This window comes from Streptomyces albireticuli (assembly GCF_002192455.1).
GTDB classification, from domain to species: Bacteria; Actinomycetota; Actinomycetes; order Streptomycetales; family Streptomycetaceae; genus Streptomyces; species Streptomyces albireticuli_B.
Genome location: NZ_CP021744.1, coordinates 6,608,924 through 6,631,570, shown reverse-complemented (window position 1 = coordinate 6,631,570; position 22,647 = coordinate 6,608,924). Strand labels below are relative to the sequence as shown.

Below are 22,647 nucleotides of genomic sequence, written 5' to 3'. Positions count from 1 at the left end.
CTTCGCGTCGTGTCGTGCCCGGCCGTGCCCCGGCGCCTTCCGTGCCGCCGCGCTGTCGCGATCTTCGTGGTGGACCGGGTCGCGTTCTGTGCGGTCCCACCAGAACGCACGGGATCTTCCTAGAACCTAGCCCCGGTCCCGCCTGGTCAGGGTGTGGCAATACACACACCTCGAACACCGGGTGTTGTGTGATTCCTCCCTGGCCCAGGGTGGTGGGGGTGGGGAAGGATCTCCGTCATGGACCTGCTGAACACGCTGGTGGACAAGGGGCTGCGGCGGGAGCTGCCGACCCGCGAAGAGGCGCTCGCCGTGCTGGCGACCTCCGACGACGAGCTGCTCGATGTGGTGGCCGCCGCGGGCAAGGTGCGCCGCAGGTGGTTCGGGCGCCGAGTGAAGCTCAACTATCTGGTCAACCTCAAGTCCGGGCTCTGCCCCGAGGACTGCTCGTACTGCTCGCAGCGGCTGGGCTCCAAGGCCGAGATCCTGAAGTACACCTGGCTCAAGCCGGACGAGGCCTCGAAGGCCGCGGCCGCCGGTGTCGCCGGTGGCGCGAAGCGGGTCTGCCTGGTGGCGAGCGGGCGCGGCCCGACGGACCGGGACGTCGACCGGGTGTCGAAGACCATCGCGGCGATCAAGGAGCAGAACGAGGACGTCGAGGTGTGCGCGTGCCTCGGCCTCCTCTCCGACGGGCAGGCCGAGCGGCTGCGCGCGGCCGGCGCCGACGCCTACAACCACAACCTCAACACCTCCGAGGCCACCTACGGCGGCATCACCACGACCCACACCTACGCGGACCGGGTCGAGACCGTGCAGCAGGCCCAGGCGGCGGGCATGTCCGCCTGCTCCGGGCTGATCGCGGGCATGGGCGAGAGCGACGCGGACCTGGTGGACGTGGTCTTCTCGCTGCGTGAGCTGGACCCCGACTCGGTGCCGGTCAACTTCCTGATCCCCTTCGAGGGGACGCCGCTGGCCAAGGAGTGGAACCTCACCCCGCAGCGCGCGCTGCGCATCCTGGCGATGGTCCGGTTCGTCTGCCCCGACGTCGAGGTCCGGCTCGCGGGCGGCCGCGAGGTGCACCTGCGCTCGATGCAGCCGCTCGCCCTGCACCTGGCCAACTCCATCTTCCTCGGCGACTACCTCACCAGTGAGGGCCAGGAGGGCAAGGCCGACCTGGCGATGATCGAGGACGCGGGCTTCGAGGTGGAGGGCGCGGGCACCACGACGCTCCCGAAGCACCGGGCCGACGTGGCCGCCGAGGCGGCCGGTTCGCCCTGCGGCGGGCACGGCGGTGGCGGCTGCGGGCCGTGCGGTGACGGTGGCGCGGAGTCCGCCGGGACCGCTGAGGCCCCCGAAGCCGCCGAGGTCGCGGTCGCCGAGGCGGCCGAGGTGCCCGTGCCGGCCGGTGAGGTCCGTACGGACCTGGTCGCCGTGCGGCGCCGGGGCGCGGGGACGGACCTGCCGCCCAATGCCTGACCTCACCCCCCGGCAGCTGCTCGCCCTCGACCGGCAGCACGTCTGGCACCCCTACGGCCCGATGCCGGGCCGGCAGGAGCCGCTGGCCGTCGCCTCCGCGTCGGGGGTGCGGCTGCGGCTCGCCGAGCCCGCCGCCGGGCGGTCGGAACTGATCGACGGGATGTCGTCGTGGTGGTCCGCCGTCCACGGCTACAACCACCCGGTGCTCAACGAGGCGGTGCGGGCGCAGCTGGGGCGGATGAGCCATGTGATGTTCGGCGGGCTCACCCATGAGCCCGCCGTGCGGCTGGCCGCCCGGCTGGTGGAGATCACCCCCGAGGGGCTGGAGCACGTCTTCCTCTCCGACTCCGGCTCGGTGTCGGTCGAGGTGGCCGTGAAGATGTGCCTCCAGTACTGGCGCTCGCTCGGCCGGCCCGCCAAGCGCCGCCTGATGACCTGGCGCGGCGGCTACCACGGGGACACCTGGCAGCCGATGGCGGTGTGCGACCCGGACGGCGGGATGCACGAGCTGTGGTCGGGGGCGCTGCCCCGGCAGGTCTTCGCGGACGCCCCGCCGGACGGTTTCGACGCCGGTACGGACCCGGCGTACGCGCAGCACCTGTGGGACCTGGTCGGCCGGCACGCCGACGAGCTCGCGGCCGTCATCGTCGAGCCGGTGGTGCAGGGCGCGGGCGGCATGCGCTTCCACGACCCGGGGTACCTGCGGGTGCTCCGGGAGGCCTGCGACGCGCACGACGTGCTGCTGGTCCTCGACGAGATCGCGACCGGCTTCGGCCGTACGGGCGCGCTGTTCGCGGCCGACCACGCGGGCGTCACCCCCGATGTGATGTGCGTGGGCAAGGCGCTGACCGGCGGTTATCTGTCGATGGCGGCGACCCTGTGCACACCGCGCGTGGCGGACGGCATCTCGCGCGGCGAGGTCCCGGTGCTGGCGCACGGCCCGACGTTCATGGCCAACCCGCTGGCGGCCGCCGTGGCGAACGCCTCGATCGAGCTGCTGCTGTCCCAGGACTGGCGCGCGGAGGTCGAGCGGGTCGGGACCGGGCTGCGGGACGGTCTGGCGGACGTCGCCGGCCTGCCCGGCGTACGGGACGTCAGGGTGCTCGGCGCGATCGGCGTCGTCCAGCTCGACCACCCGATCGACATGGCGGCGGCGACCGCGGCCACGGTCCGCGAGGGCGTCTGGCTGCGGCCGTTCCGGGACCTGATCTACACCATGCCGCCCTACGTCACGGCCGACGAGGACGTGGCGCGGATCTGCGCGGGCGTCCGCGCGGCGGCACAGGCCGGCTGACGGCGCCCGGGCAAGGGACACGGACCGGAGAACGGGAGCGGAGAGCGTGAGCGCAAAGGGAATTCTGATCGTCAGCGGCACCGGCACCGAGGTCGGCAAGACCGTCGTGACGGCGGCGGTCGCGGCGGCGGCGCTGGCCGCGGGCCGCACCGTCGCGGTGCTCAAGCCCGCCCAGACCGGGGTCGCGCCCGGCGAGGACGGTGACGTCGCGGAGGTGCGGCGGCTGGCCGGCGAGGTCACCGGCGTCGAACTCGCCCGCTTCCCGGAGCCGCTCGCCCCGGCGACCGCCGCCCGCCGGGCGGGCCTCCCGCCCGTACGCCCGGAAGAGGTGGCGAAGGCGGCGGCCGCACTCGCGGACACGCACGACCTGGTGCTCGTCGAGGGCGCCGGCGGCCTGCTCGTGGAGATGGACGAGGCGGGGTCGACGCTCGCCGACGTCGCACGGCTGCTGGACGCTCCCGTACTGGTCGTCGCCCAGGCCGGGCTGGGCACGCTGAACGTGACGACGCTGACCGCGGAGGCGCTGCGCTCGCGCGGGCTGCGCTGCGAGGGCGTCGTCATCGGCAGCTGGCCGTCCGGGCCCGACCTGGCGACCCGCTGCAACCTGGCGGACCTGCCCCGGTCGGCGGGGGCCGCGCTGCTGGGGGCGGTGCCGGAGGGGGCGGGGGCGCTGGGGGCCGCCGAGTTCCGCGCGGCGGCGCCGGGGTGGCTGGCGGCGGGGTTGTCGGGGACGTGGTCGCGGGAGCGGTTCGCTTCGCGGTACGCGGAGGGGCCGTTCGGCGGGTGATAGGCGGGGGCCCGTACGCGGCTGAGGCCGGGGAGCTTTCCCCAGCCCCGCCCCTTCCCGGAACCGGGGCTCCGCCCCGGACCCCGGTCCTCAAGCGCCGGACAGGCTGGAAAATCCAGCCTGTCCGGCGCTTGAGGACATTCGGGAAGGGGCGGGGAGGGGAAAACACCCCCCGTCGCGGGAACAATCGCCGTAGCCGTCGGTTCCCTTCACGAAAGGGTGTGCCATGCCGCTCCGCCCCCGCACCTCGAACGACCTCGTCCATCACCCCGTCTTCGCCCGCGCCTACGCCGCCCTCAGCCCCCTCGTCGACGCCCGCGCCGGTGTCGCCGCGCACCGGCGGGAGTTGCTGTCCGGGCTGTCCGGCCGGGTGATCGAGATCGGTGCGGGCAACGGGCTGAACTTCGCGTACTACCCGGGGACCGTCTCCGAGGTGGTGGCGATCGAGCCCGAACGGCGGCTGCGGAGACTGGCCGTGGAGGCCGCGGTGCGGGCCGGTGTGCCCGTGGACGTGGTGCCGGGCGTGGCGGAGGCCCTGCCGGTGAAGAGCGAGGCGTTCGACGCGGCGGTGCTGTCGATGGTGCTGTGCTCGGTCCGGGACGTGCGGCGGGCCCTCGCGGAGTTGCGACGGGTCGTCAAACCCGGCGGTGAGCTGCGGTTCTTCGAGCACGGCCGGGCGCCGGGGCAGGTGCTGGCGACGGTTCAGCGGGCGCTGGACGCCACGGTGTGGCCGACCCTGTTCGGCGGCTGTCACACGGCGCGGGACCCGCTGCGGTCGATCACCACCGCCGGGTTCGACATGGGGGCGTACCGGCGGCTGCGGGTGCCGGAGAGCAGGGTGCCGCTGCCCGCGTCGGTGTTCGTGCTGGGCACGGCCCGGCGGCCGGTCGCCGGGCCGGAGGATCCCCGGTCGCCGTGAGCGGCCCCTGTCCGTGAGTTCGGTCACGGCGTTTTCGGGCGAACGGCGGGAATACGGATCGTGAGCGCACGCCTCCGCGAGGGCCGGCGGACCCGGGCGACCTAAGCGGAGTGACCCTCCGATAAATTGGCCGCAGCATTGTCGATCTTGGGGGACCCGATGACACGACCGTTCCGCTTCGCCGTCAACATGCTCACGCCCGGCTCCGCCGCCGAGTGGCGCGAGAAGTGCCGCAAGGCCGAGTCCCTCGGCTACGACGTCATCCTCGTGGCCGACCACCTCGGCATGCCGGCGCCCTTCCCCTCCCTGGTCGCCGCCGCGGAGGCCACCGAGCGCCCGCGCCTCGGCACCTTCGTGCTCAACGCCGGTCTGTGGAACCCGACCCTGCTCGCCCGCGAGGTGGCGACCACGGACCAGCTCACCGGCGGGCGTCTGGAGCTCGGCCTCGGCACGGGCTATGTGAAGGAGGAGCACGACCGGGCGGGGCTGCCCTTCGGCTCGCCGCGCGAGCGCGTGGACCACCTGGAGCGCACGGTCACGGAGCTCGACCGCGTACTGGCCGACCCCGGGCACGTACCGGCGCCCGCGCAGGCGCCGCGCCCGCCGCTGCTGCTCGGCGGCAACGGCAAGCGCATGCTGCGGCTGGCCGCGCGGCACGCCGACATCGCCGCGTTCAGCGGGGCCGGGACCTCGGCCTCGGGTGCGCTGAGCCTGCTGCGGCCGTCCGTCCTGGAGGAGCGGATGGCCCTCTACCAGAGCTTCGCCGCCGAGCGCGCGACGCCCGCCGAGCTGAACATCCTGGTGCAGGTCGTGGCCGTCGACGCGGACCGCCGGGCCACCGCGCGCGAGCTCGCCGAGCACGGCCAGGACCTCACCGAGGACGAGCTGCTGGAGCACCCGGTCGTGCTGGCCGGTTCGGTCAAGGACATCGCCGACCAGGTGCGCGCCCACCGGGAGCGGTACGGGTTCACCTATCTGACCGTCCTGGAGCCGAACCTGGAGGCGTTCGCGCCGGTGATGGAGGAGCTGCGGGGCTCCTGACCGGGCCCCCTGCCGCCCGGGGCGCGGAGCCGTCCGCCCGCGCCCACGGCGACCTGGCGTTTTGCTGGTCCTTTACCATGGGTGGCAGTCATTGCCACCCGGTACCCCCGAGTACCCCCCGTTTGAAAGGTGTGAGCGTCCGCCCATGGGCGAGCCTCCCAGTAGCCGACACCGCGCGATCCTTCCGCCTCTGCCCGACCATGGGACGGAGGTGAACCGATGACCGAAGTGCTCCTTCTGGTGGCGGCCCTGGTGCTGACCCTGGCCTGCGCCGTCTTCGTCGCGGCGGAGTTCTCGCTCACCACCGTCGAGCGCGCCGAGCTGGAGCGGGCCGTCGAGAACGGCGACCGGGGCGCGGACAGCGCCCTCAAGGCCGTCCGCAGCCTCACCTTCCAGCTCTCCGGCGCCCAGCTCGGCATCACCGTCACCGGCCTGATCATCGGCATGATCTCCAAGCCGTCCATCGCCGCCCTGCTCACCGGGCCGATGGAGGCACTCGGCCTCGGTGCCTCGGCGGCGTCCACCACCGCGCTGGTGCTGGGCACCGTGCTGTCCACCGTCGTCCTGATGGTGGTCGGCGAGCTGGTCCCGAAGAACTGGGCGATCTCGCGGCCGCTGCCCATGGCGAAGAAGGTGTCGGGCGCGCAGCGCGCGTTCAGCGCCGCCTTCGGGCCGCTGATCCGGCACCTGAACAACACCGCGAACCGCACCCTGCACCGCATGGGCCTGGAGCCCGCCGAGGAGCTGGCCACCGCGCGCGGCCCGCAGGAGCTGGCCGCGCTCGCCCGGCACTCCGCCAAGGAGGGCACGCTGGAGGCGGACACCGCCGAGCTCTTCGTGCGGACCCTGAGCCTGGCCGGGCTGACGGCCGAGAACGTGATGACCCCGCGGGTCCAGGTCACGGCGCTGGACGCGCAGTCCACCGCCGAGGACGTCGCGAACGCCACGCGCGCGACCGGCCTGTCCCGCTTCCCGGTGTACCGCGGCAATCTGGACACCGTCATCGGCATCGCGCACATCAAGGACGTCCTGGCGATACCCGCCGAGCGGCGCCCGCACCACCCCGTCACCACGATGCTGCGCGAGCCGCTGCTCGTACCGGAGTCGCTGACCGTGGACCGGCTGCTGGACCGGCTGTCCGGCCGGCGGACCATCGCCGTCGTCATCGACGAGTACGGCGGCACGGCCGGGGTCGTGACCCTGGAGGACATCGTGGAGGAGGTCGTCGGCGAGGTCCGCGACGAGCACGACCCCGACGAGCTGCCCGACCTGGCACCGGCCGGCACGGACGCCGAGGGGCGCCCGCTGTACGACGCGGACGGCGCCGCCCGCACCGACCAGCTGGAGATCATCGGCCTGCGCGCGCCGCACGGCCCGTACGAGACGCTGGCCGGTCTGGTCGCCACCGAGCTCGGCCGGATCCCGGCCGAGGGCGACACCGTGGAGGTGGCGGGCTGGCGGATCGACGTCGTCGACGCCTCCGGCCGGCGCGCCGCGCGCGTGCGGCTCACCGCGCCCCGCCCGGAGACCGGCGCGGACGGCCCGGGCACGACGGACGGGGAGGCCGGCCGATGACCTTCGTGCAATTGCTCATCGGTCTGGCGACGCTCGTCGTCAACGCCTTCTTCGTGGGCGCCGAGTTCGCCATGATCTCGGTGCGCCGCAGTCAGATCGAGCCGTACGCCGACCAGGGCGACCGGCGGGCCCGCAGCGTGCTGTGGGGCCTGCGGCACGTCTCGGCCCTGATGGCCGCGGCCCAGCTCGGCATCACCCTGTGCACACTGGTGCTCGGTGTCGTCGCCGAGCCGGCCATCGCCCATCTGCTGGCGCCGGTCTTCGACGTGGCGGGGGTGCCGGACGGGCTGGTGCACCCGGCGTCGTTCGTGATCGCCCTGGCCGTGGCGACCTATCTGCACATGCTCTTCGGCGAGATGGTGCCGAAGAACATCGCGCTGGCCGAGCCGGTGCGCACCGCCCTGCTGCTCGGCCCGCCGCTGGCCGCGCTGGCCCGGGCCCTGCGCCCGGTGGTCTTCACCATCAACTCGCTGGCGAACGGGCTCCTGAAGCTGATGCGAGTGGAGCCCAAGGACGAGGTCGCCGCGACGTACTCGGACGACCAGCTGGCCCGGATCGTCGCCGACTCCAGCGCGGCGGGGCTGCTCGACGACCGGTCCACCGAGCGGCTGCGGGACGCCCTGGAGCTGGGCACCCGGCCGGTCATGGACGTGGTGACGCCCGTCGAGCGGGTCGTCTCGGCCCGGCTCGGGGTCACCCCGGAGCAGCTGGAGCTGCTGTCCGCCGAGTCCGGCTTCTCCCGCTTCCCGGTCATCGACGGCGCGGGCCGGATCCTCGGCTATCTGCATGTGAAGGACGCGCTGGACGCCAAGCCGCGCGACCTGCCGTTCCCGCTCCAGCGGATGCGCCGGATCGCGACCGTGCGGGCGTCGACCCCGCTGGACGACGTGATCACGACGATGAGCGGCACCGGTACGCACCTCGCGGCGGTCATCGGCGAGGACGACCGGCTCGCGGGCCTGGTCACCCTGGAGGACGTGCTCCGGGAGCTGGTCGGGCGGCGGTCGTAGGGGTGACCGGGGTCCGGGGCGGCGCCCGGGACCCCGGTCCGTGCGGCGTGCGGAAACGCCGCGCGGAGCGCGCCGGTTTCGGAGTAGGATCTCCGCGCCATGCAGATGAATGCCACGTACACCAGTTTTGTCGCGGTCGGTGACTCGTTCACCGAGGGCATGTCGGACGGCCTCCCGGACGGCACCTACCGCGGCTGGGCCGACCTGCTCGCCGCCCGCCTGGCCGCCCGTACGCCCGGCTTCCGCTACGCGAACCTCGCGGTGCGCGGCAAGCTGATCGGGCAGATCGCGGACGAGCAGGCGACGGCGGCCGCCGGGATGGGCGCCGACCTCGTCACCCTGGTCGGCGGGCTCAACGACGTGCTGCGGCCCAAGTGCGACGTGGACCTGGTGTGCGCCCGGCTGGAGGAGGCCGCCGGCCGACTGGCGCCGAACTGCAAGCAGCTGGTGCTGATGCGCAGCCCGGGGCGCCGGGGCCCGGTGCTGGAGCGGTTCCGGCCCCGCATGGAGCAGCTGTTCGACTTCATCGAGGAGCTGGCCAGGCGGCACGACGCGCTGGTCGTGGACCTCTACGGCGCCGCGGCGCTGGGCGACCCGCGGCTGTGGGACGAGGACCGGCTGCACCTGAACGCCGAGGGCCACCGCCGGGTGGCCGAGGCGGTGTGGCAGGCGCTCGGGTACGAGCCCGAGGAGGACTGGCGGCGGCCGCTGCCGCCGGCCGCGCGCCCGGGCTGGGCCAGCCGCCGCGCCTCCGACGCCCGCTTCGCGCGCGAGCACCTCGGGCCGTGGATCGGCCGCCGGCTCACGGGCCGCTCGTCGGGCGACGGCCGCCCGCCGAAGCGCGCCGAGCTGCTGCCCTACGACGCCTCCTGACCGGCCTTCGTAGCTACCTACGAACCGGGGCGCGGCGCGGACCTGCGCGAACCGCCAGTAGAATCCGGTCACGTGACTGCTGCGTCTTTGAAGCCCCGCATCCCGAACGTCCTCGCCGGCCGCTACGCCTCCACCGAGCTTGCCGTCCTCTGGTCCCCCGAGTACAAGGTCAAGCTGGAGCGCAAGCTGTGGCTCGCCGTGCTGCGCGCCCAGAAGGACCTGGGGATCGAGGTGCCGGACGCCGCCCTCGCCGACTACGAGCGGGTCCTGGACCAGGTCGACCTGGCGTCGATCGCCGAGCGCGAGAAGGTCACGCGCCACGACGTGAAGGCCCGGATCGAGGAGTTCAACGCCCTCGCCGGCCATGAGCACGTCCACAAGGGCATGACCTCCCGCGACCTCACCGAGAACGTCGAGCAGCTCCAGATCCGGCTCTCGCTGGAGCTGGTGCGCGACCGCGCCGTCGCCGTCCTGGCCCGGGTGGGCCGGCTCGCCGGCGAGCACGCGGAGCTGGTCATGGCGGGCCGCTCGCACAACGTGGCCGCGCAGGCCACCACACTCGGCAAGCGCTTCGCCACCACGGCCGACGAGCTGCTGGTCGCCTTCGGCCGGCTGGAGGAGCTGCTCGCCCGCTACCCGCTGCGCGGCATCAAGGGCCCGGTCGGCACCGCCCAGGACATGCTCGACCTGCTCGGCGGCGACGCCGCGAAGCTGGACGAGCTGGAGGGCCGGATCGCCGCGCACCTCGGCTTCGCGCACGCCTTCACCTCGGTCGGCCAGGTCTACCCGCGCTCGCTGGACTACGACGTGGTGACCGCGCTGGTGCAGCTGGCGGCCGCACCGTCCTCGCTCGCCAAGACGATCCGCCTGATGGCCGGGCACGAGCTGGTGACCGAGGGCTTCAAGCCGGGCCAGGTCGGCTCGTCCGCGATGCCGCACAAGATGAACACCCGCTCCTGCGAGCGCGTCAACGGCCTGATGGTCATCCTGCGCGGCTACGCCTCGATGACCGGCGAGCTGGCGGGCGACCAGTGGAACGAGGGCGACGTCTCCTGCTCCGTGGTGCGCCGCGTGGCCCTGCCGGACGCCTTCTTCGCGCTCGACGGCCTGATGGAGACCTTCCTCACCGTCCTCGACGAGTTCGGCGCCTTCCCGGCGGTCGTCGCCCGTGAGCTGGACCGCTACCTCCCCTTCCTCGCCACCACCAAGGTGCTGATGGGCGCGGTGCGCGCGGGTGTCGGGCGGGAGGTCGCGCACGAGGCGATCAAGGAGCACGCGGTGGCGTCCGCGCTGGCGATGCGCGAGCGGGGCGCCGAGCGCAACGAGCTGCTCGACAAGCTGGCGGCCGACGAGCGGATCCCGCTGGACCGCGCGGGCCTGGACGCCCTGATGGCCGACAAGCTGTCCTTCACCGGTGCCGCCGCCGCACAGGTCGCCCAGGTCGTCTCCCGCGTCGAGGAGATCGCCAAGCGGTACCCGGAGGCGGCCGCCTACGCCCCGGGGTCGATCCTCTGACACCCGCGGGGGCCCGGCTCCCCCACGCGCGGCCGAGGGGCCGGTGGTTCTCCACCGGCCCCTCGGCCGTACCGGCATCCGCCCGCCCGCGCGTGCCGCACCCCTTGCCCACCATGTCCGGAATGTAGCGTTCTGCGTGCCTCATCGGACGCCGACGCTAGGGAGCCGACCGTGCTCAAGGGTTTCAAGAACTTCGTCATGCGCGGTGACATCGTCACCGTGGCCGTCGGTCTGGTCATCGCCTTGGCGCTCAGCACCCTCATCAAGGCGTTCACCGACTTCGTGATCAACCCGATCATCACCCGCGCCCAGGGCGGCCGTTCCATGGGCCTGGGCTGGCAGCTCGGGAAGCCCGGGAACAGGTCGACCTATCTCGACCTGGGGTCGTTCCTCTCCGCGGTGATCTACTTCCTGATCTTCATGGCCGTCGTCTACTTCTGCGTCGTCATGCCCTACAAGCATGTGCAGGCCCGGCGCGGCCAGGTCGTCTTCGAGGAGCCCGGCGCCCTCAAGACCTGCCCGGCCTGCCTGTCCGAGGACCTGCCCGAGGCCGCCTCCAAGTGCCTGCACTGCGCCTCGGACCAGCCCCCGGCCGGCCCGGCCCGGACGGTCTAGGGGCACACCCCCGGCGCCCGGGGCCCGCCCGGGGCGGGTGCGCCGCCCTGCGTATCATCGGGACGACCGTCTTCCCGAGGAGCCAGGAGGGGCCGTCCCGTGATCGGTGACGTGATCGCCGAGGACCTCCGGGTCCTGTTCTGCGGCATCAACCCCGGGCTGATGTCCGAGGCCACCGGCCACCACTTCGCCCGGCCCGGCAACCGCTTCTGGCCCGTCCTGCACCTCTCCGGCTTCACCCCGCGCCGGCTCGCGCCCGCCGAGCAGGAGGAGCTGCTGGAGTACGGGCTCGGCATCACCAACGTGGTGGCCCGCCCCTCCGCGCGGGCCGACGAGCTGAGCCGCGAGGAGTACCGCGAGGGCGGCGTGGTCCTCACCGAGAAGGTCACCCGGCTGCGCCCGCGCTGGCTGGCCGTCGTCGGCGTCACCGCCTACCGCGCCGCCTTCGACGACAAGCGCGCCGTGATCGGCCGGCAGGAGCGGACGATCGGCGACACCAGGATCTGGGTGCTGCCCAACCCCAGCGGCCTCAACGCCTCCTGGTCGCTGCCGAGGATGACCGAGGAGTACGAGCGGCTGCGCGCCGCCGCCGACGGCGAGGGCTGAGCCCGGCCGCACCGGTCCGCACCGGTCCGGCTCAGGCGTCCCGGCGGCACATCGCCCACCAGCCCGCGCCGGCCGCCGCGGCCGCCCACAGCGCCGTCACCCCCAGCCCGGTCCACGCGCCGAGCAGCCCCTCGGGCGCGGCGTGCAGGATCTGCTGGCCCGCCCGGTCGGGCAGGAACTGCGCCATTCCGCCGACCGCCGACCCGGAGTCGCCGCCGAGCACCGGGGACAGGAAGCAGACGGCGGGGACGAGCAGGCCGATCGTGCCGACCGTGCTGCGCAGGACGGCCGCCGCCCCGGCGGACAGGGCCGCCAGCAGCGCCAGGTGCAGCCCGCAGCCGAACACCGCGCGCGGCGCCCCGGCGGCACCGGGGCCGACACCCCGGTCGCCGAGCACGCCCTGGCCCGCGAAGAAGGCGCACACCCCCGCGAACAGCCCGGCGGCGAGCACGAGTCCGGTGACGAGCGCCAGCTTGGCCCCGTACAGCAGGCCGCGGCGGGGCACCGCGGTGAGCGAGACCCCGATGGCGCCGCGGCCGTACTCCCCGGCCACCATCAGGGCGCCGAAGCAGACGGCGGCGATCTGGCCGAAGGAGATGCCGAAGAAGGACGCGAAGAGCGGCTCGAAGGCGGGGTCGTCGCTGTCGCGCTGGAGCGCGCAGACGAGGACCGAGACGCCCGCGGTGGCCACGAAGGCGCTCGCGAGGGCGAGGACGGACGACCGGACCGAGCGGAACTTCGTCCACTCGGAACGGAGTACGGCGGTGAAGGACATGGTTCAGGCCCTCTCGGTGGTGGTGTACTCGGCGGCCCCGGCGGTGAGGGCGAGGTAGGCCCGCTCCAGGGATCCGTGGCGCCCGACGAAGCCGGCCAGCGGCCCGTCCGCGAGGAGCCGGCCCCGGCCGAGGACGAGCACGTGATCGGCGGCCTGCGCCGTCTCGGCCATCAGATGGCTGGAGACGAGGACGGTCCGGCCCTCCGCCGCGAGCCGCCGCATCAGCTCGCGGACCCAGATGACGCCTTCCGGGTCCAGGCCGTTGGTCGGCTCGTCGAGCATCAGGACGGGCGGGTCGCCGAGCAGGGCGGCGGCGATGCCGAGCCGCTGGCGCATGCCGAGCGAGAAGGTCCGTACCCGCCGCCGGGCGGCCTTCGCCAGCCCGGCCTCCGCCAGGACCTCGTCGACCCGGCGGACCGCCAGGCGGTTGCTGTGGGCGAGGGCGAGCAGATGGTCCCGGGCGGTGCGGGCGGGGTGGGCCGCGCCCGCGTCGAGCAGCGCGCCGACGTGCCGCAGCGGTTCGCCGAGGAGGGCGTACGGGCGGCCCCCCACGGTCGCGGTGCCCGAGCTCGGCCGGTCGAGGCCGAGGACGAGCCGCATGGTGGTGGACTTGCCGGCGCCGTTGGGGCCGAGGAAGCCCGTCACCCGGCCGGGCTCGACGGTGCACGTGAGGTCGTCCACGGCGCGGACCGGGCCGTAGCACTTGGTGAGGCGGACGAGGTCGATCGAGGTCATGCCCCCAGGCTGGCGCCCCGGGGGTGCCCCCGGCCTCCCTCCCGGGCGGGTACCGCCTCCCCCACGCGGGGGAGGCCCCGGCCGGTGGCGGGTTGAGAGGATGCGGGCATGTTCGCTCCGCTGCGGCCGTACGCCCGGGCCATCACCTTCACCCGCTGGCTGCACCTGGTCATGGCCTGTGTCGTCGGCACGCTCTTCGCGTTCGTCGCCCCCGGGCTCGCGCGCATGGACGAGGTGCGGGGGCTGTGGCTGCTGGTGCTGCCGCTGCCGTTCCTGTTCGCGGCCGCGACGGTGCCGGGCGTCCGGCTGTCCGAGGGCACGCAGGCCCGCCTGCTCCTCTTCCCCCACGACCGGGACGGGCGGCCGCCGGCGGTGGCCGCGAGCGCGTCCGCCTCCTGGGGCGACCGGTGGCGCACGGGGCTGTGGATGGCCCTGCGCTACGAACTGGGCATGCTGACGGCGTTCCTGAGCGTGCATCTGCCGTTCCTCGCCGCGGCCCTCGTCGCCTCGGCGGGCGGCACCGAGGCGCCCGAGAAGCCGCCGGTCTGGCCGTCCCCGCTGTGGCCCTCCGGCGGCGAGGCGTGGCACGCGGCGCTCGCCCCGCTGCCCCTGGCCGGTCTGGCGGCGTTCGTCGTCGCGGCCGGCGCCCTGACGGCCGGGGCCGCCCGGCGGCTGCTCGGTCCGTCGGCGGCCGAGCGGATCGCCGCGCTGGAGGAGCGCACCGACCGGCTGCTGGAACACAACCGGCTCGCCCGGGAGTTGCACGACTCCATCGGGCACGCCCTGACCGTGGCCGTGGTGCAGGCGGGCGCGGCGCGGGCCGCGGGGTCCGAGGAGTTCACCCGGCTCGCGCTGACCGCGATCGAGGAGACCGGCCGGCACGCGCTGGAGGATCTGGAGCGGGTGCTCAGGACCCTGCGGGAGGACGCCCCGGGCCCCGGCGGCCGCCCGACCCTCGCCGACACCGAGCGGCTGCTCGCGGCGGCCCGGGGCTCCGGCGCCCACGTCACGGCGGAGGTGACCGGCCCGCTGGAGGCCGTCCCCGGCCCGGTGTCCCGGGAGGGCTACCGCATCGTGCAGGAGGCCCTTACCAATGTGGTGCGGCACGCGGGCCCGGTGCCCGTGTCCGTGCGGATCGCGGTGCGGGAGGGCGCCCTTGAGCTGGACATCCGCAATCCGCTGCCGGAGCGCCCGGCGGCGGCCGGCGGCCCGGGCGGCGGCAGCGGGCTGCGGGGGATCCGGGAGCGGGCGGCCCTGCTCGGCGGCCGGGCGGAGACGGGCGAGCACGACGGCGGCTGGCGGGTACGGGCGCTGCTGCCGGTCCCCGCTCCCGGGGCGCCGCCCCGGGCCCCGGCCCTCAAGCGCCGGACGGGCCGGGCCGTTGCCTAGGCTGACCCGATGCCGATAACCGTCCTGCTCGTCGACGACGAGCCCCTCGTCCGCGCCGGTCTCCGCGCCGTCCTCACCGCCCAGCCCGGCATCGACGTCGTGGGCGAGGCCGCCGACGGTGCCGCCGTCCTGCCCCTGGTGCGGTCACTGCGGCCGGACCTCGTGGCCATGGACGTCCGGATGCCCCTGATGGACGGCATCGAGGCGACCCGGCTCGTGCTCCGCACGGTGGCTCCGCCGCCGAAGATCATGGTCGTGACGACGTTCGAGAACGACGACTACGTCTACGACGCGCTGCGCGCCGGCGCGGACGGCTTCCTGCTCAAGCGGGCCGCCCCGGCCGAGATCGTGCGGGCGGTGCGGACGGTGGCCGCCGGGGACTCGCTGCTCTTCCCGGCCGCGCTGCGCCGGCTCGCGGCGGCGCGCGGCAACGAGCGGGCCCGCGCCGCGATGGAGCGGGCCGGGCTGACGGCCCGGGAGGAGGACGTCCTGCGGCTGATGACGCGCGGGATGTCCAACCCGGAGATCGCGCGGAGCCTGCTGCTGGGCACCGAGACGGTGAAGTCGCACGTCAGCGCGGTCCTGGCGAAGCTGGGGGCGCGGGACCGCACCCAGGCGGTGATCGCCGCGTACGAGTCGGGATTCGTCGCCCCGGGATGACGGCGCGGCGCGGTCCCGGACCTCGCCGCCCCGGCCGCCACCCGATACGATCCCGCCAGACAGCAAAGAGCGCGCAAAGCGGCGCGGAACGAGGAGGCGGCACGTTGGGGCGGCTCACCGGTGGGGACCCGTCCCTGCTGCGGCGGATCAATTCGGCCGTGGTGCTGCACGCGCTGCGCACGGCGGCTCCGGCCGTCTCCCCGACGCTCACGGACCTGGTCAAGGTGACGGGGCTGTCCCGGCCGACCGTGGAGGGCGTGGTCGAGGGGCTGATCGACGCCGGTCTGGTGGTGGAGGCGGCGGCCGAGGAGGGCGAGGCGCGGCGCCAGGGGCGTCCGGCGCGGCGCTTCCGGTTCCGCCGGGAGGCCGGCCATCTGCTGGGCATCGAGATCGGGCCGCACCGGATCGCCGCCCTGATGGCGGACCTGGGCGGCCGGGTGATGGGCTCGGCGGCCCAGGAGATCGCGGCGACGGCACCGGCGGACGAGCGGCTGGACGCCGTGCTGGCCACCGTCTCCGACCTGTTGCGGCGTTCGGGCGTGCCGCGCGCCCAGCTGCGCGCGGTGGGCGTCGCCACGCCCGGCATCGTCGAGGCCGACGGGACCGTGCGGCTGGGCACGGCGCTGCCGGGGTGGACCGGGCTGCCGCTCGGCGAGCGGCTGCGGCGCTCGTTCCGGTGTCCGGTCCTGGTGGAGAACGACGCGAACGCCGCCGCGGTGGCGGAGCACTGGAAGGGCGCGGCCACGGCCTCGGACGACGTGGTGTTCGTGCTGGCGGGGCTGAGCCCCGGGGCCGGTTCGCTGATCGGCGGCCGGCTGCACCGCGGGTACGGCGGCGCGGCCGGCGAGATCGGGGCGCTGCACCTGCTGGGCCGGGAGGCCACCCCGGAGGAGGTCCTGTCCACGACGGGCGAGCCGCTGCACCCGCTGGACGAGGCGCAGGTGGCCCGGGTCTTCGCGCTGGCCCGCGCGGGCGACGAGCGGGCCGAGGCGGCCGTGGAGCGCTTCATGCGGCGGCTGGTGCACGACGTGGCCGCGCTGGTGCTGGCGCTCGATCCCGAACTGGTCGTGGTGGGCGGCTGGGCCGCCGGCCTGAGCGGCGTCCTGGGACCCCTCCGCGCCGAGCTCGCCCGCTACTGCCTGCGCCCGCCGCAGGTGGTGCAGTCGCTGCTGGGCGAGGCGGCGGTGGCGACGGGCGCGCTGCGGCTGGCCCTCGACCACGTGGAGGAGCAGCTGTTCGCGGTGGAGAGCACGGTCACGGCCCGGCGCTGAACGGCCGGGCCGCGCGTTCCCGCTCCCGGGGCTCCGCCCCGGACCCCGGTCCTCAAGCGCCGGACGGGCTGAGTGGTTGCCCGGAACCGGGCGAAGTGGCAGCCCTGTCCAGGCGGGAAGTAACAGCCGTGTACGGGCGGAAAGCCGAGCTCGGACCGGGCGGGAATCCAGCCCTGTCCGGGGCGCAAGCCGAGCTCGGACCGGGCGGAAATCCAGCCCTGCCCGGGGTGAAAGAGCTCAGACCGGGCGGGAATCCAGCCCGTCCGGCGCTTGAGGACACCGCGCGGTGGCGGGGAAGGAGTCGGCCGACGGCCCGTCAGCCCGCCAGCAACTGCATCCCCGCGTCGCCGAACGTCAGCCGGCACGTGTCCGCCCGATAGGTCGCCACGGCGACCGCCGCGGTGCGGCCGGCCACGATGTAGCGGGTGGTGACGAGGAGGACGGGCGCGCCGGGCAGCCGGTCGAGTTCCTTGGCGTCGTCGGCGCGGGCGGAGCCGAGCTCGACGGACTGGTCCTGGCCCTCCAGCGGCAGGCGCTGGAGCTCGCGGAGGACCAGGCGGGCGCGGGCCGGGCCGGTCGGGGCGTCGATCCCGGTGAGGCCGGGCACGGAGCGCGCCGGGACGTACAGCAGCTCGGCGGCGACGGGCTGGCCGTGGCTGCGCCGGATGCGGCGGACGGTGTGCGCGACCTCGTCGGGGGCGGTGTCGAGGAGCCGGGCGACGGCCGCGGGCGGGACCGCGGCGACGCTGTCGACGGGCTCCCATGTCTCGGTGCCGGGCCAGGTCTGCCCGGTGTCGCCGACGGCGACGCCCACCCGGGGCGGGGCGACGGTGGTGCCGACGCCGCGGCGGCGCTGGAGGCGCCCTTCCAGCTCCAGTTGTTCGAGGGCCTGGCGGAGCGTGGCCCGCGCGACGCCGAAGCGGGCCGCGAGCTCGCGCTCGTTCGGCAGGATCTCGCCCACGGCGAACTCGGAGTCGAGTGCGTCGGTGAGCACGGTCTTCAGGTGCCAGTACTTCGGCTCCGGCACCGATTCCAGCTGCGTGGTCCCCACCCTGATCCTCCGCAAAGGCTTTTCGCGCGCTTCTTTATTAAAGGTTGTTGCAGTATGCCTGCGACCATAGGACGGCGCACAGACTTGGTCAAGACCAATGCCTTTCCTTCCCCGGAGGGTCGGATACGGTCACTGATCATCCGATGGTGCGACAAGGAGTGTGCGCATGGGCCAGGTCACCGTGGTCACGGGCGGCAGCAGGGGCATCGGCGCGGCGGTGGCGCTGCGCCTGGCCCGGGACGGCCACGCCGTCGGCATCGGCTACGAGCGGGCGCGGGAGGCCGCCGAGGCGACGGCCGAGGCGGTCCGCGCCCTGGGCGTCGGCTGTGTGGCCGTCCGGGCCGACACCAGCGTCGAGAGCGAGGTCGACGCCCTCTTCGACGAGGTGCGGGAGAAGCTGGGGCCCGTCACCGGCCTGGTGAACAACGCGGGGATCACCGGCCTGCTGGGCCGGTTCACCGAGGCGCCCGTGGAGCGGATACGCCGGGTCGTGGACGTCAACGTCACGGGCGCGCTGATCTGCGCCCGGCGCGCGGCCCTGGAGCTGTCGACCCGTCACGGCGGACCGGGCGGGGCGATCGTGAACATCTCCTCGGGCGCCGCCACGCTGGGCTCCCCCGGTGAGTACGTGCACTACGCGGCGAGCAAGGCGGCCGTGGACGCGATGACCATGGGCCTGTCCAAGGAGCTCGCCGCGGAGGGCGTCCGCGTCAACTCCGTGCAGCCCGGGATGATCGTCACCGACATCCACGCGGCGATGGGCGACCCGGAGCGGCCGTGGCGGAACGCCGGCCGGGTGCCGATGGGCCGGCCGGGCGAGCCGGAGGAGGTCGCCGGCGCGGTCGCCTGGCTGCTGTCCCCGGAGGCGTCGTACACCACCGGGGCCGTCCTGCGGGTGGCCGGCGGGCTGTGACCGGCGGGCGCGGCCTATGGGAGGAGCCCCATGAGCTTGTCGGGATTGCGCTGGAGGTAGACGGCGGTGACGCGGCCGTCGGCCACGTCGAGGCCGAGGACGGTGTCCGGCCGGCCGCGGGACAGGACCAGCAGCGCCGGACCGCCGTTGATCTCCATGAGGCGGTACTCCGGCTCGGGCGGCGCCGGCCGCGCCACGGCGAGGAGGAAGCGCGCCACCTTGTCGGCGGTCTCGATGACGCGCAGGGGGCCCTTGGCCTTGCCGCCGCTGTCGCCGACCAGGCGCACGTCCGGGGCGAGGAGCTCCAGCATCCGCTCGATGCTGCCGCCGGTGGCGGCGGCCAGGAACCGCTCGGTGAGGTCGCGCCGGAGGCCCGGGTCCGCGGTGAAGCGCGGCCGGCGCTCCTCGACGTGGCGGCGGGCCCGGCCGGCGAGCTGGCGGACGGCCGCCTCCGAGCGGTCGAGGACCTCGGCGATCTCCTGGTGGGGGAAGCCGAAGGCCTCGCGGAGCACGAAGACCGCGCGCTCCAGCGGGGAGAGGGACTCCAGGACGACCAGCACGGCGAGCGAGACGGAGTCGGCCAGCACGGCCCGCTCCGCGGTGTCGGGCACGGTCGTGCCGAGGTCGGTGGCGACCGGCTCGGGGAGCCACGGCCCGACGTAGGCCTCGCGGCGGACCCGCGCCTGCCGGAGCCGGTCGAGGGCCAGCCGGGTGGTGACCCGTACGAGATAGCCGCGGGTGTCGCGCACGTCGTCGCGGTCGGCGGCGGACCAGCGCAGCCACGCCTCCTGGACGACGTCCTCGGCGTCCGCGGACCCGCCGAGCATGCGGTACGCGACTCCGGTCAGCAGGGAGCGGTGCTCCTCGAAGGCGTCCAGGACGGTCTCACGTGCGGTCACGGTCCCATCCCAGCGGAACGGACGCGCGCTTGTCCAGACGAGCCCCGGCCAGGCCGCCCCGACCGCGGACCGGACGCGGACCAGGCGCGGTATCGAACAGGGTCTACCCCGCGGTAACCGTTGCTGACATCCTGTCTACAACCTGTCGCGGACGACGGATCACGAGCGGACGACGAGGAGCCTCCATGGCCGACACGGTCGCCTTCCCCATCGGCACCCCCAACGGGACACGCACGGTCGAGGTGTCCTACGAACGGCACGGCGGCGGGGAACCCCTCGTCCTGCTGCACGGCATCGGCCACCACCTCCAGGCCTGGGACCCGGTCACCTCGATCCTCGCCGCCGAGCGCGACGTCATCGCCGTCGACCTGCCGGGCTTCGGCCGCTCCCCCGCGCTGGCCGACGGGATCCCCTACGACCTCGCCCACGTGGTCCCCGTCCTGGGCGCCCTGTTCGAGGCCCTGGACCTCGACCGGCCGCACGTGGCGGGCAACTCCCTGGGCGGGCTGCTCGCCCTGCTGCTCGGCCGCGACAAGCTGGTGCGGAGCGTCACGGCGCTCTCCCCCGGCGGCTTCTGGACCGAGGGCGAGCGCCGCTACGCGTTCGCCGTGCTGCGCGCGATGCGGCTCGGCGCCGTGACGCTGCCGCCGCGGGCGGTGGCCCGGCTGGCCGGCACGGCGGCGGGCCGGGCGGCGCTCACCGGCTCCATCTACGCCCGGCCCGGCCGCCGTTCGCCCGACGCGGTGATCGCCGAGACCCGGGCGCTGCGCGAGGCCACCGGGTTCGAGGCCACGCTCACCGCGGGCAGCGAGGTGCTCTTCACCGACGACGTGCCGGATGTCCCGGTGACCGTCGCCTGGGGCACCGCCGACCGGGTGCTGCTGCGCCGCCAGGGCGTCCGCGCCAAGAAGGTGATCCCCGGCGCCCGGCTGGTGCGGTTGCCCGGCTGCGGTCACGTGCCGATGAACGACGACCCCGCGCTGGTGGCGCGGGTCGTCCTCGACACGTCACGCTGACGCGGTCAGGCCGAGGGCCCGGCGCGGCGGCGTTCTCCAGCGCGGCGGCGTTGGACCAGTCACGGGTGGAGAGCACCAGGCGGTAGCCGTCCGGGTCCTCCACCGTGACGCCCCAGGTGTCCCAGTAGGGGTTGTGGGCCGGGACGCGCTTGCCGCCGTGCGCCTCCAGCCGCTCGACCAGCTCGGGCGGCACCTCCCCGGCGACGTAGACGACGAGCAGGTCCTCCACGGTCGGCACCGGCTCCATGAACTCATGGGCCGAGACGACCAGTTCGAGGTGCCAGGAGGCGTCGGGCCAGCCGAGCATCAGCAGCGAGTGGGCCTCCCGCGGCGGCGCGTCCGCGGCGGCCTCGTGACGGAAGAGCACGGACAGGCCGAGCCCCTCGGTCCAGAAGCGCTCGGCGGCGGCGAGATCACGGGACGGGCGGGCGATGCGCACATGGGCGTGTCCGTCGACGGGCACGGTTCCCCCTCTTCCTGGCTCTTCCTGGCTCTTCCTGGCCTGGTATGCCCGTTGTTCACGGCGTGTTCCGTTGCCGGGCATGTGCCGCCGATAGTAACGAGGAGGCGGCCGGGGCCGATGGGGCGGGCCGGACACAGGAGGTTGGCTCATGGCATACGGATCCGGGCGCCCGGTCGGCCGGCGGACGGTGCTGCGGGGCTCGGCCGCGGCGGCGGCCTCGGTGGCCTCGGCAGGCGGGGTGCTGTCCGCGCCCGCCGCGCCCGCGCTGGCGCTCTCCGGCCGGCCGTCGGCCGGCTGGGGCGTGCAGGCCGGTGAGGTGACGACCTCCTCCGGCCTGGTCTGGGTGCGCGCGGACCGCCCCGCCCGGATGATCGTCGAGACCTCGGCGACCGAGTCGTTCCGCCGGGTCCGCCGCTGGACCGGCCCGCTCGTCGGCCCGGACACCGACTTCACCGGCCGTACGGCGCTGCGCGGCCTGCCGCCCGGCGAGCAGGTGCACTACCGGGTCACCCTCGCCGACCCGGACGACCCGCGGCGCACCTCCCGCCCGGTGCGCGGCACCTTCCGCACGGCCCCGGAGCGCCGCCGCGACGTGCGCTTCCTGTGGTCGGGCGACCTGGCCGGGCAGGGCTGGGGCATCAACCCCGACCTCGGCGGCTACCGGATCTACGAGCACATGCGCCGCCTGGACCCGGACTTCTTCCTGTGCAGCGGCGACAACATCTACGCCGACAGCCCGATCCCGCCGACCGTCGCCCTGCCCGGCGGCGGCGTCTGGCGGAACGTCACCACGGAGGAGAAGTCCAAGGTCGCCGAGACGCTCGCGGAGTTCCGCGGCGCCTTCCGCTACAACCTCCTGGACGACAACCTCCGGCGCTTCAACGCCCAGGTCCCCTCGATCGTCCAGTGGGACGACCACGAGGTGCGCAACAACTGGTACCCGGGCCAGATCCTGGACGACGCGCGCTACACCGAGAAGAACGTGGACGTCCTCGCCGCCCGCTCGGTGCGCGCCTTCGGCGAGTACTTCCCCCTCTCCGCCCGCCGCCCGGACGGCGACGGCCGGCTCTACCGGGTGCTGCGGCACGGCCCGCTGCTGGACGTCTTCGTCCTCGACATGCGCAGCTACCGCGACGCCAACTCCCCGAACCGGCGGCCCGACGACGCCCAGGGCATCCTGGGCGCCCGCCAGCTGGCCTGGCTCAAGCGCGAGCTGGCGGCGTCCCGGGCGGTGTGGAAGGTGATCGCCTCCGACATGCCGCTGGGGCTGGTGGTCACGGACGGCCCGGCGCACTTCGAGGCGGTGGCGCAGGGCGACCCGGGGGCGCCGCTGGGCCGCGAGCTCCAGATCGCGGAGCTGCTGCGGCACATCAAGCACCGCCGGATCACGGGCACGGTCTGGCTGACCGCGGACGTCCACTACACCTCGGCACAGCACTACGACCCGGCGCGCGCGGCGTTCAAGGACTTCGCGCCCTTCTGGGAGTTCGTGTCGGGCCCGCTCAACGCGGGCGGCTTCCCGGCCAACGCCCTGGACGCCACCTTCGGCCCCGAGCGGGTCTTCCTCAAGGCCCCCGCCACGGCGAACGTCCCGCCGGGCCGGGACAGCCAGTTCTTCGGCGAGGTGGCGATCGCGGGCGACGGCGCCGAGCTGACCGTACGGCTGCGTGACGAGCGGGGCGCGGTGCTGTTCACCAAGGTGCTCCAGCCGGGGCGCGTCGGACAGTGACGCCCCGGGGCGCCGGTGGGAAGGTGGGAGCGGCCCAG

At 74.6% G+C, this 22,647-nt stretch carries 20 protein-coding genes and 2 pseudogenes; 17 read left to right on the top strand and 5 right to left on the bottom strand.

Annotated elements, in window-relative coordinates:
- Nucleotides 1-237 precede the first annotated feature (237 nt).
- The 11 genes from bioB (at nucleotide 238) to mug (ending at nucleotide 11,708) form a co-directional block, all read left to right on the top strand.
- A complete protein-coding gene (gene bioB / locus SMD11_RS28775) occupies nucleotides 238-1,473 on the top strand; it encodes a biotin synthase BioB (RefSeq protein WP_087929218.1) in 1,236 nt (411 codons plus the stop codon).
- A complete protein-coding gene (locus tag SMD11_RS28770; protein ID WP_087929217.1) occupies nucleotides 1,466-2,767 on the top strand; it encodes an adenosylmethionine--8-amino-7-oxononanoate transaminase in 1,302 nt (433 codons plus the stop codon). Before bioB ends, SMD11_RS28770 begins: the two co-directional genes overlap by 8 nt.
- A 46-nt stretch (nucleotides 2,768-2,813) precedes the next feature.
- Complete coding sequence (gene bioD / locus SMD11_RS28765; RefSeq protein WP_087929216.1) at nucleotides 2,814-3,554, top strand: dethiobiotin synthase; 741 nt, start codon at nucleotides 2,814-2,816, stop codon at nucleotides 3,552-3,554.
- A 226-nt stretch (nucleotides 3,555-3,780) separates the two neighbouring features.
- A complete protein-coding gene (locus SMD11_RS28760; RefSeq protein WP_087929215.1) occupies nucleotides 3,781-4,473 on the top strand; it encodes a class I SAM-dependent methyltransferase in 693 nt (230 codons plus the stop codon).
- Nucleotides 4,474-4,632: 159 nt separating this feature from the next.
- Nucleotides 4,633-5,514, top strand: coding sequence for an LLM class F420-dependent oxidoreductase (locus SMD11_RS28755; RefSeq protein WP_087929214.1), 882 nt, complete (start codon nucleotides 4,633-4,635; stop codon nucleotides 5,512-5,514).
- 219 nt (nucleotides 5,515-5,733) lie between these two features.
- On the top strand, nucleotides 5,734-7,089 hold the full coding sequence (locus SMD11_RS28750) for a hemolysin family protein (RefSeq protein WP_087929213.1): 1,356 nt from the start codon (nucleotides 5,734-5,736) through the stop codon (nucleotides 7,087-7,089).
- On the top strand, nucleotides 7,086-8,099 hold the full coding sequence (locus SMD11_RS28745) for a hemolysin family protein (protein WP_087929212.1): 1,014 nt from the start codon (nucleotides 7,086-7,088) through the stop codon (nucleotides 8,097-8,099). The genes SMD11_RS28750 and SMD11_RS28745 overlap by 4 nt, the downstream gene beginning before the upstream one ends.
- A 99-nt stretch (nucleotides 8,100-8,198) precedes the next feature.
- Nucleotides 8,199-8,972: an SGNH/GDSL hydrolase family protein gene (locus tag SMD11_RS28740; RefSeq protein WP_087929211.1), complete on the top strand. Its 774-nt coding sequence runs from the start codon at nucleotides 8,199-8,201 to the stop codon at nucleotides 8,970-8,972.
- Nucleotides 8,973-9,044: 72 nt separating this feature from the next.
- On the top strand, nucleotides 9,045-10,487 hold the full coding sequence (purB, locus tag SMD11_RS28735) for an adenylosuccinate lyase (protein ID WP_087929210.1): 1,443 nt from the start codon (nucleotides 9,045-9,047) through the stop codon (nucleotides 10,485-10,487).
- Nucleotides 10,488-10,658: 171 nt separating this feature from the next.
- Nucleotides 10,659-11,102 (top strand): MscL family protein, encoded by a 444-nt coding sequence (locus tag SMD11_RS28730; RefSeq protein ID WP_087929209.1) that lies wholly within the window; start codon nucleotides 10,659-10,661, stop codon nucleotides 11,100-11,102.
- Between the two features lie 102 nt (nucleotides 11,103-11,204).
- Nucleotides 11,205-11,708 carry a G/U mismatch-specific DNA glycosylase gene (mug, locus tag SMD11_RS28725; RefSeq protein ID WP_087930784.1) on the top strand — a complete coding sequence of 168 codons (504 nt, stop codon included), beginning with the start codon at nucleotides 11,205-11,207 and terminating at the stop codon, nucleotides 11,706-11,708.
- 31 nt (nucleotides 11,709-11,739) lie between these two features.
- Here the strand turns inward: mug and SMD11_RS28720 are convergent, their stop codons facing one another.
- Both SMD11_RS28720 and SMD11_RS28715 read right to left on the bottom strand, forming a co-directional pair.
- Nucleotides 11,740-12,483: an ABC transporter permease gene (locus SMD11_RS28720; RefSeq protein WP_087929208.1), complete on the bottom strand. Its 744-nt coding sequence runs from the start codon at nucleotides 12,481-12,483 to the stop codon at nucleotides 11,740-11,742.
- 84 nt (nucleotides 12,484-12,567) lie between these two features.
- A pseudogene (locus SMD11_RS28715) lies at nucleotides 12,568-13,218 on the bottom strand (ATP-binding cassette domain-containing protein); the annotation flags it as partial.
- Between the two features lie 108 nt (nucleotides 13,219-13,326).
- Between SMD11_RS28715 and SMD11_RS28710 the strand changes: the two are divergent.
- From SMD11_RS28710 to SMD11_RS28700, 3 genes are all read left to right on the top strand, one after another.
- Nucleotides 13,327-14,607 carry a sensor histidine kinase gene (locus SMD11_RS28710; protein WP_087929206.1) on the top strand — a complete coding sequence of 427 codons (1,281 nt, stop codon included), beginning with the start codon at nucleotides 13,327-13,329 and terminating at the stop codon, nucleotides 14,605-14,607.
- A gap of 9 nt (nucleotides 14,608-14,616) precedes the next feature.
- Entirely contained in the window at nucleotides 14,617-15,267 is a 651-nt protein-coding gene (locus SMD11_RS28705; RefSeq protein ID WP_087929205.1) for a response regulator transcription factor, read from the top strand.
- Between the two features lie 104 nt (nucleotides 15,268-15,371).
- Nucleotides 15,372-16,538: an ROK family protein gene (locus SMD11_RS28700; RefSeq protein ID WP_087929204.1), complete on the top strand. Its 1,167-nt coding sequence runs from the start codon at nucleotides 15,372-15,374 to the stop codon at nucleotides 16,536-16,538.
- 316 nt (nucleotides 16,539-16,854) lie between these two features.
- Here SMD11_RS28700 and SMD11_RS28695 read toward each other — a convergent pair whose 3' ends face one another.
- Entirely contained in the window at nucleotides 16,855-17,589 is a 735-nt protein-coding gene (locus SMD11_RS28695) for a GntR family transcriptional regulator (RefSeq protein WP_087929203.1), read from the bottom strand.
- Nucleotides 17,590-17,755: 166 nt separating this feature from the next.
- On the opposite strand from SMD11_RS28695, the gene SMD11_RS28690 reads away from it, so the two are divergent.
- Nucleotides 17,756-18,502 carry an SDR family oxidoreductase gene (locus SMD11_RS28690; RefSeq protein ID WP_087929202.1) on the top strand — a complete coding sequence of 249 codons (747 nt, stop codon included), beginning with the start codon at nucleotides 17,756-17,758 and terminating at the stop codon, nucleotides 18,500-18,502.
- 14 nt (nucleotides 18,503-18,516) lie between these two features.
- Here the strand turns inward: SMD11_RS28690 and SMD11_RS28685 are convergent, their stop codons facing one another.
- Nucleotides 18,517-19,401 carry an RNA polymerase sigma-70 factor gene (locus SMD11_RS28685; RefSeq protein WP_087929201.1) on the bottom strand — a complete coding sequence of 295 codons (885 nt, stop codon included), beginning with the start codon at nucleotides 19,399-19,401 and terminating at the stop codon, nucleotides 18,517-18,519.
- A gap of 185 nt (nucleotides 19,402-19,586) precedes the next feature.
- Between SMD11_RS28685 and SMD11_RS28680 the strand changes: the two genes are divergently transcribed.
- Entirely contained in the window at nucleotides 19,587-20,417 is an 831-nt protein-coding gene (locus SMD11_RS28680; RefSeq protein ID WP_087929200.1) for an alpha/beta fold hydrolase, read from the top strand.
- A 46-nt stretch (nucleotides 20,418-20,463) separates the two neighbouring features.
- Here SMD11_RS28680 and SMD11_RS36580 read toward each other — a convergent pair.
- Nucleotides 20,464-20,880 (bottom strand): annotated as a pseudogene (locus tag SMD11_RS36580) (VOC family protein); the annotation flags it as partial.
- Between the two features lie 148 nt (nucleotides 20,881-21,028).
- On the opposite strand from SMD11_RS36580, the gene SMD11_RS28670 reads away from it, so the two are divergent.
- On the top strand, nucleotides 21,029-22,609 hold the full coding sequence (locus SMD11_RS28670; RefSeq protein WP_087929199.1) for an alkaline phosphatase D family protein: 1,581 nt from the start codon (nucleotides 21,029-21,031) through the stop codon (nucleotides 22,607-22,609).
- Nucleotides 22,610-22,647 lie beyond the last annotated feature (38 nt).

Coding starts and splice junctions, on each gene's coding strand:
- SMD11_RS28745 (WP_087929212.1), top strand. CDS start 7,086: ATGACCTTCGTGCAATTGCTCATCGGTCTGGCGACGCTCGTCGTCAAC.
- SMD11_RS28720 (WP_087929208.1), bottom strand. CDS start 12,483: ATGTCCTTCACCGCCGTACTCCGTTCCGAGTGGACGAAGTTCCGCTCG.
- SMD11_RS28770 (WP_087929217.1), top strand. CDS start 1,466: ATGCCTGACCTCACCCCCCGGCAGCTGCTCGCCCTCGACCGGCAGCAC.
- SMD11_RS28760 (WP_087929215.1), top strand. CDS start 3,781: ATGCCGCTCCGCCCCCGCACCTCGAACGACCTCGTCCATCACCCCGTC.
- SMD11_RS28690 (WP_087929202.1), top strand. CDS start 17,756: ATGGGCCAGGTCACCGTGGTCACGGGCGGCAGCAGGGGCATCGGCGCG.
- bioB (WP_087929218.1), top strand. CDS start 238: ATGGACCTGCTGAACACGCTGGTGGACAAGGGGCTGCGGCGGGAGCTG.
- SMD11_RS28680 (WP_087929200.1), top strand. CDS start 19,587: ATGGCCGACACGGTCGCCTTCCCCATCGGCACCCCCAACGGGACACGC.
- SMD11_RS28705 (WP_087929205.1), top strand. CDS start 14,617: ATGCCGATAACCGTCCTGCTCGTCGACGACGAGCCCCTCGTCCGCGCC.
- SMD11_RS28755 (WP_087929214.1), top strand. CDS start 4,633: ATGACACGACCGTTCCGCTTCGCCGTCAACATGCTCACGCCCGGCTCC.
- SMD11_RS28740 (WP_087929211.1), top strand. CDS start 8,199: ATGCAGATGAATGCCACGTACACCAGTTTTGTCGCGGTCGGTGACTCG.
- SMD11_RS28750 (WP_087929213.1), top strand. CDS start 5,734: ATGACCGAAGTGCTCCTTCTGGTGGCGGCCCTGGTGCTGACCCTGGCC.
- SMD11_RS28710 (WP_087929206.1), top strand. CDS start 13,327: ATGTTCGCTCCGCTGCGGCCGTACGCCCGGGCCATCACCTTCACCCGC.
- SMD11_RS28670 (WP_087929199.1), top strand. CDS start 21,029: ATGGCATACGGATCCGGGCGCCCGGTCGGCCGGCGGACGGTGCTGCGG.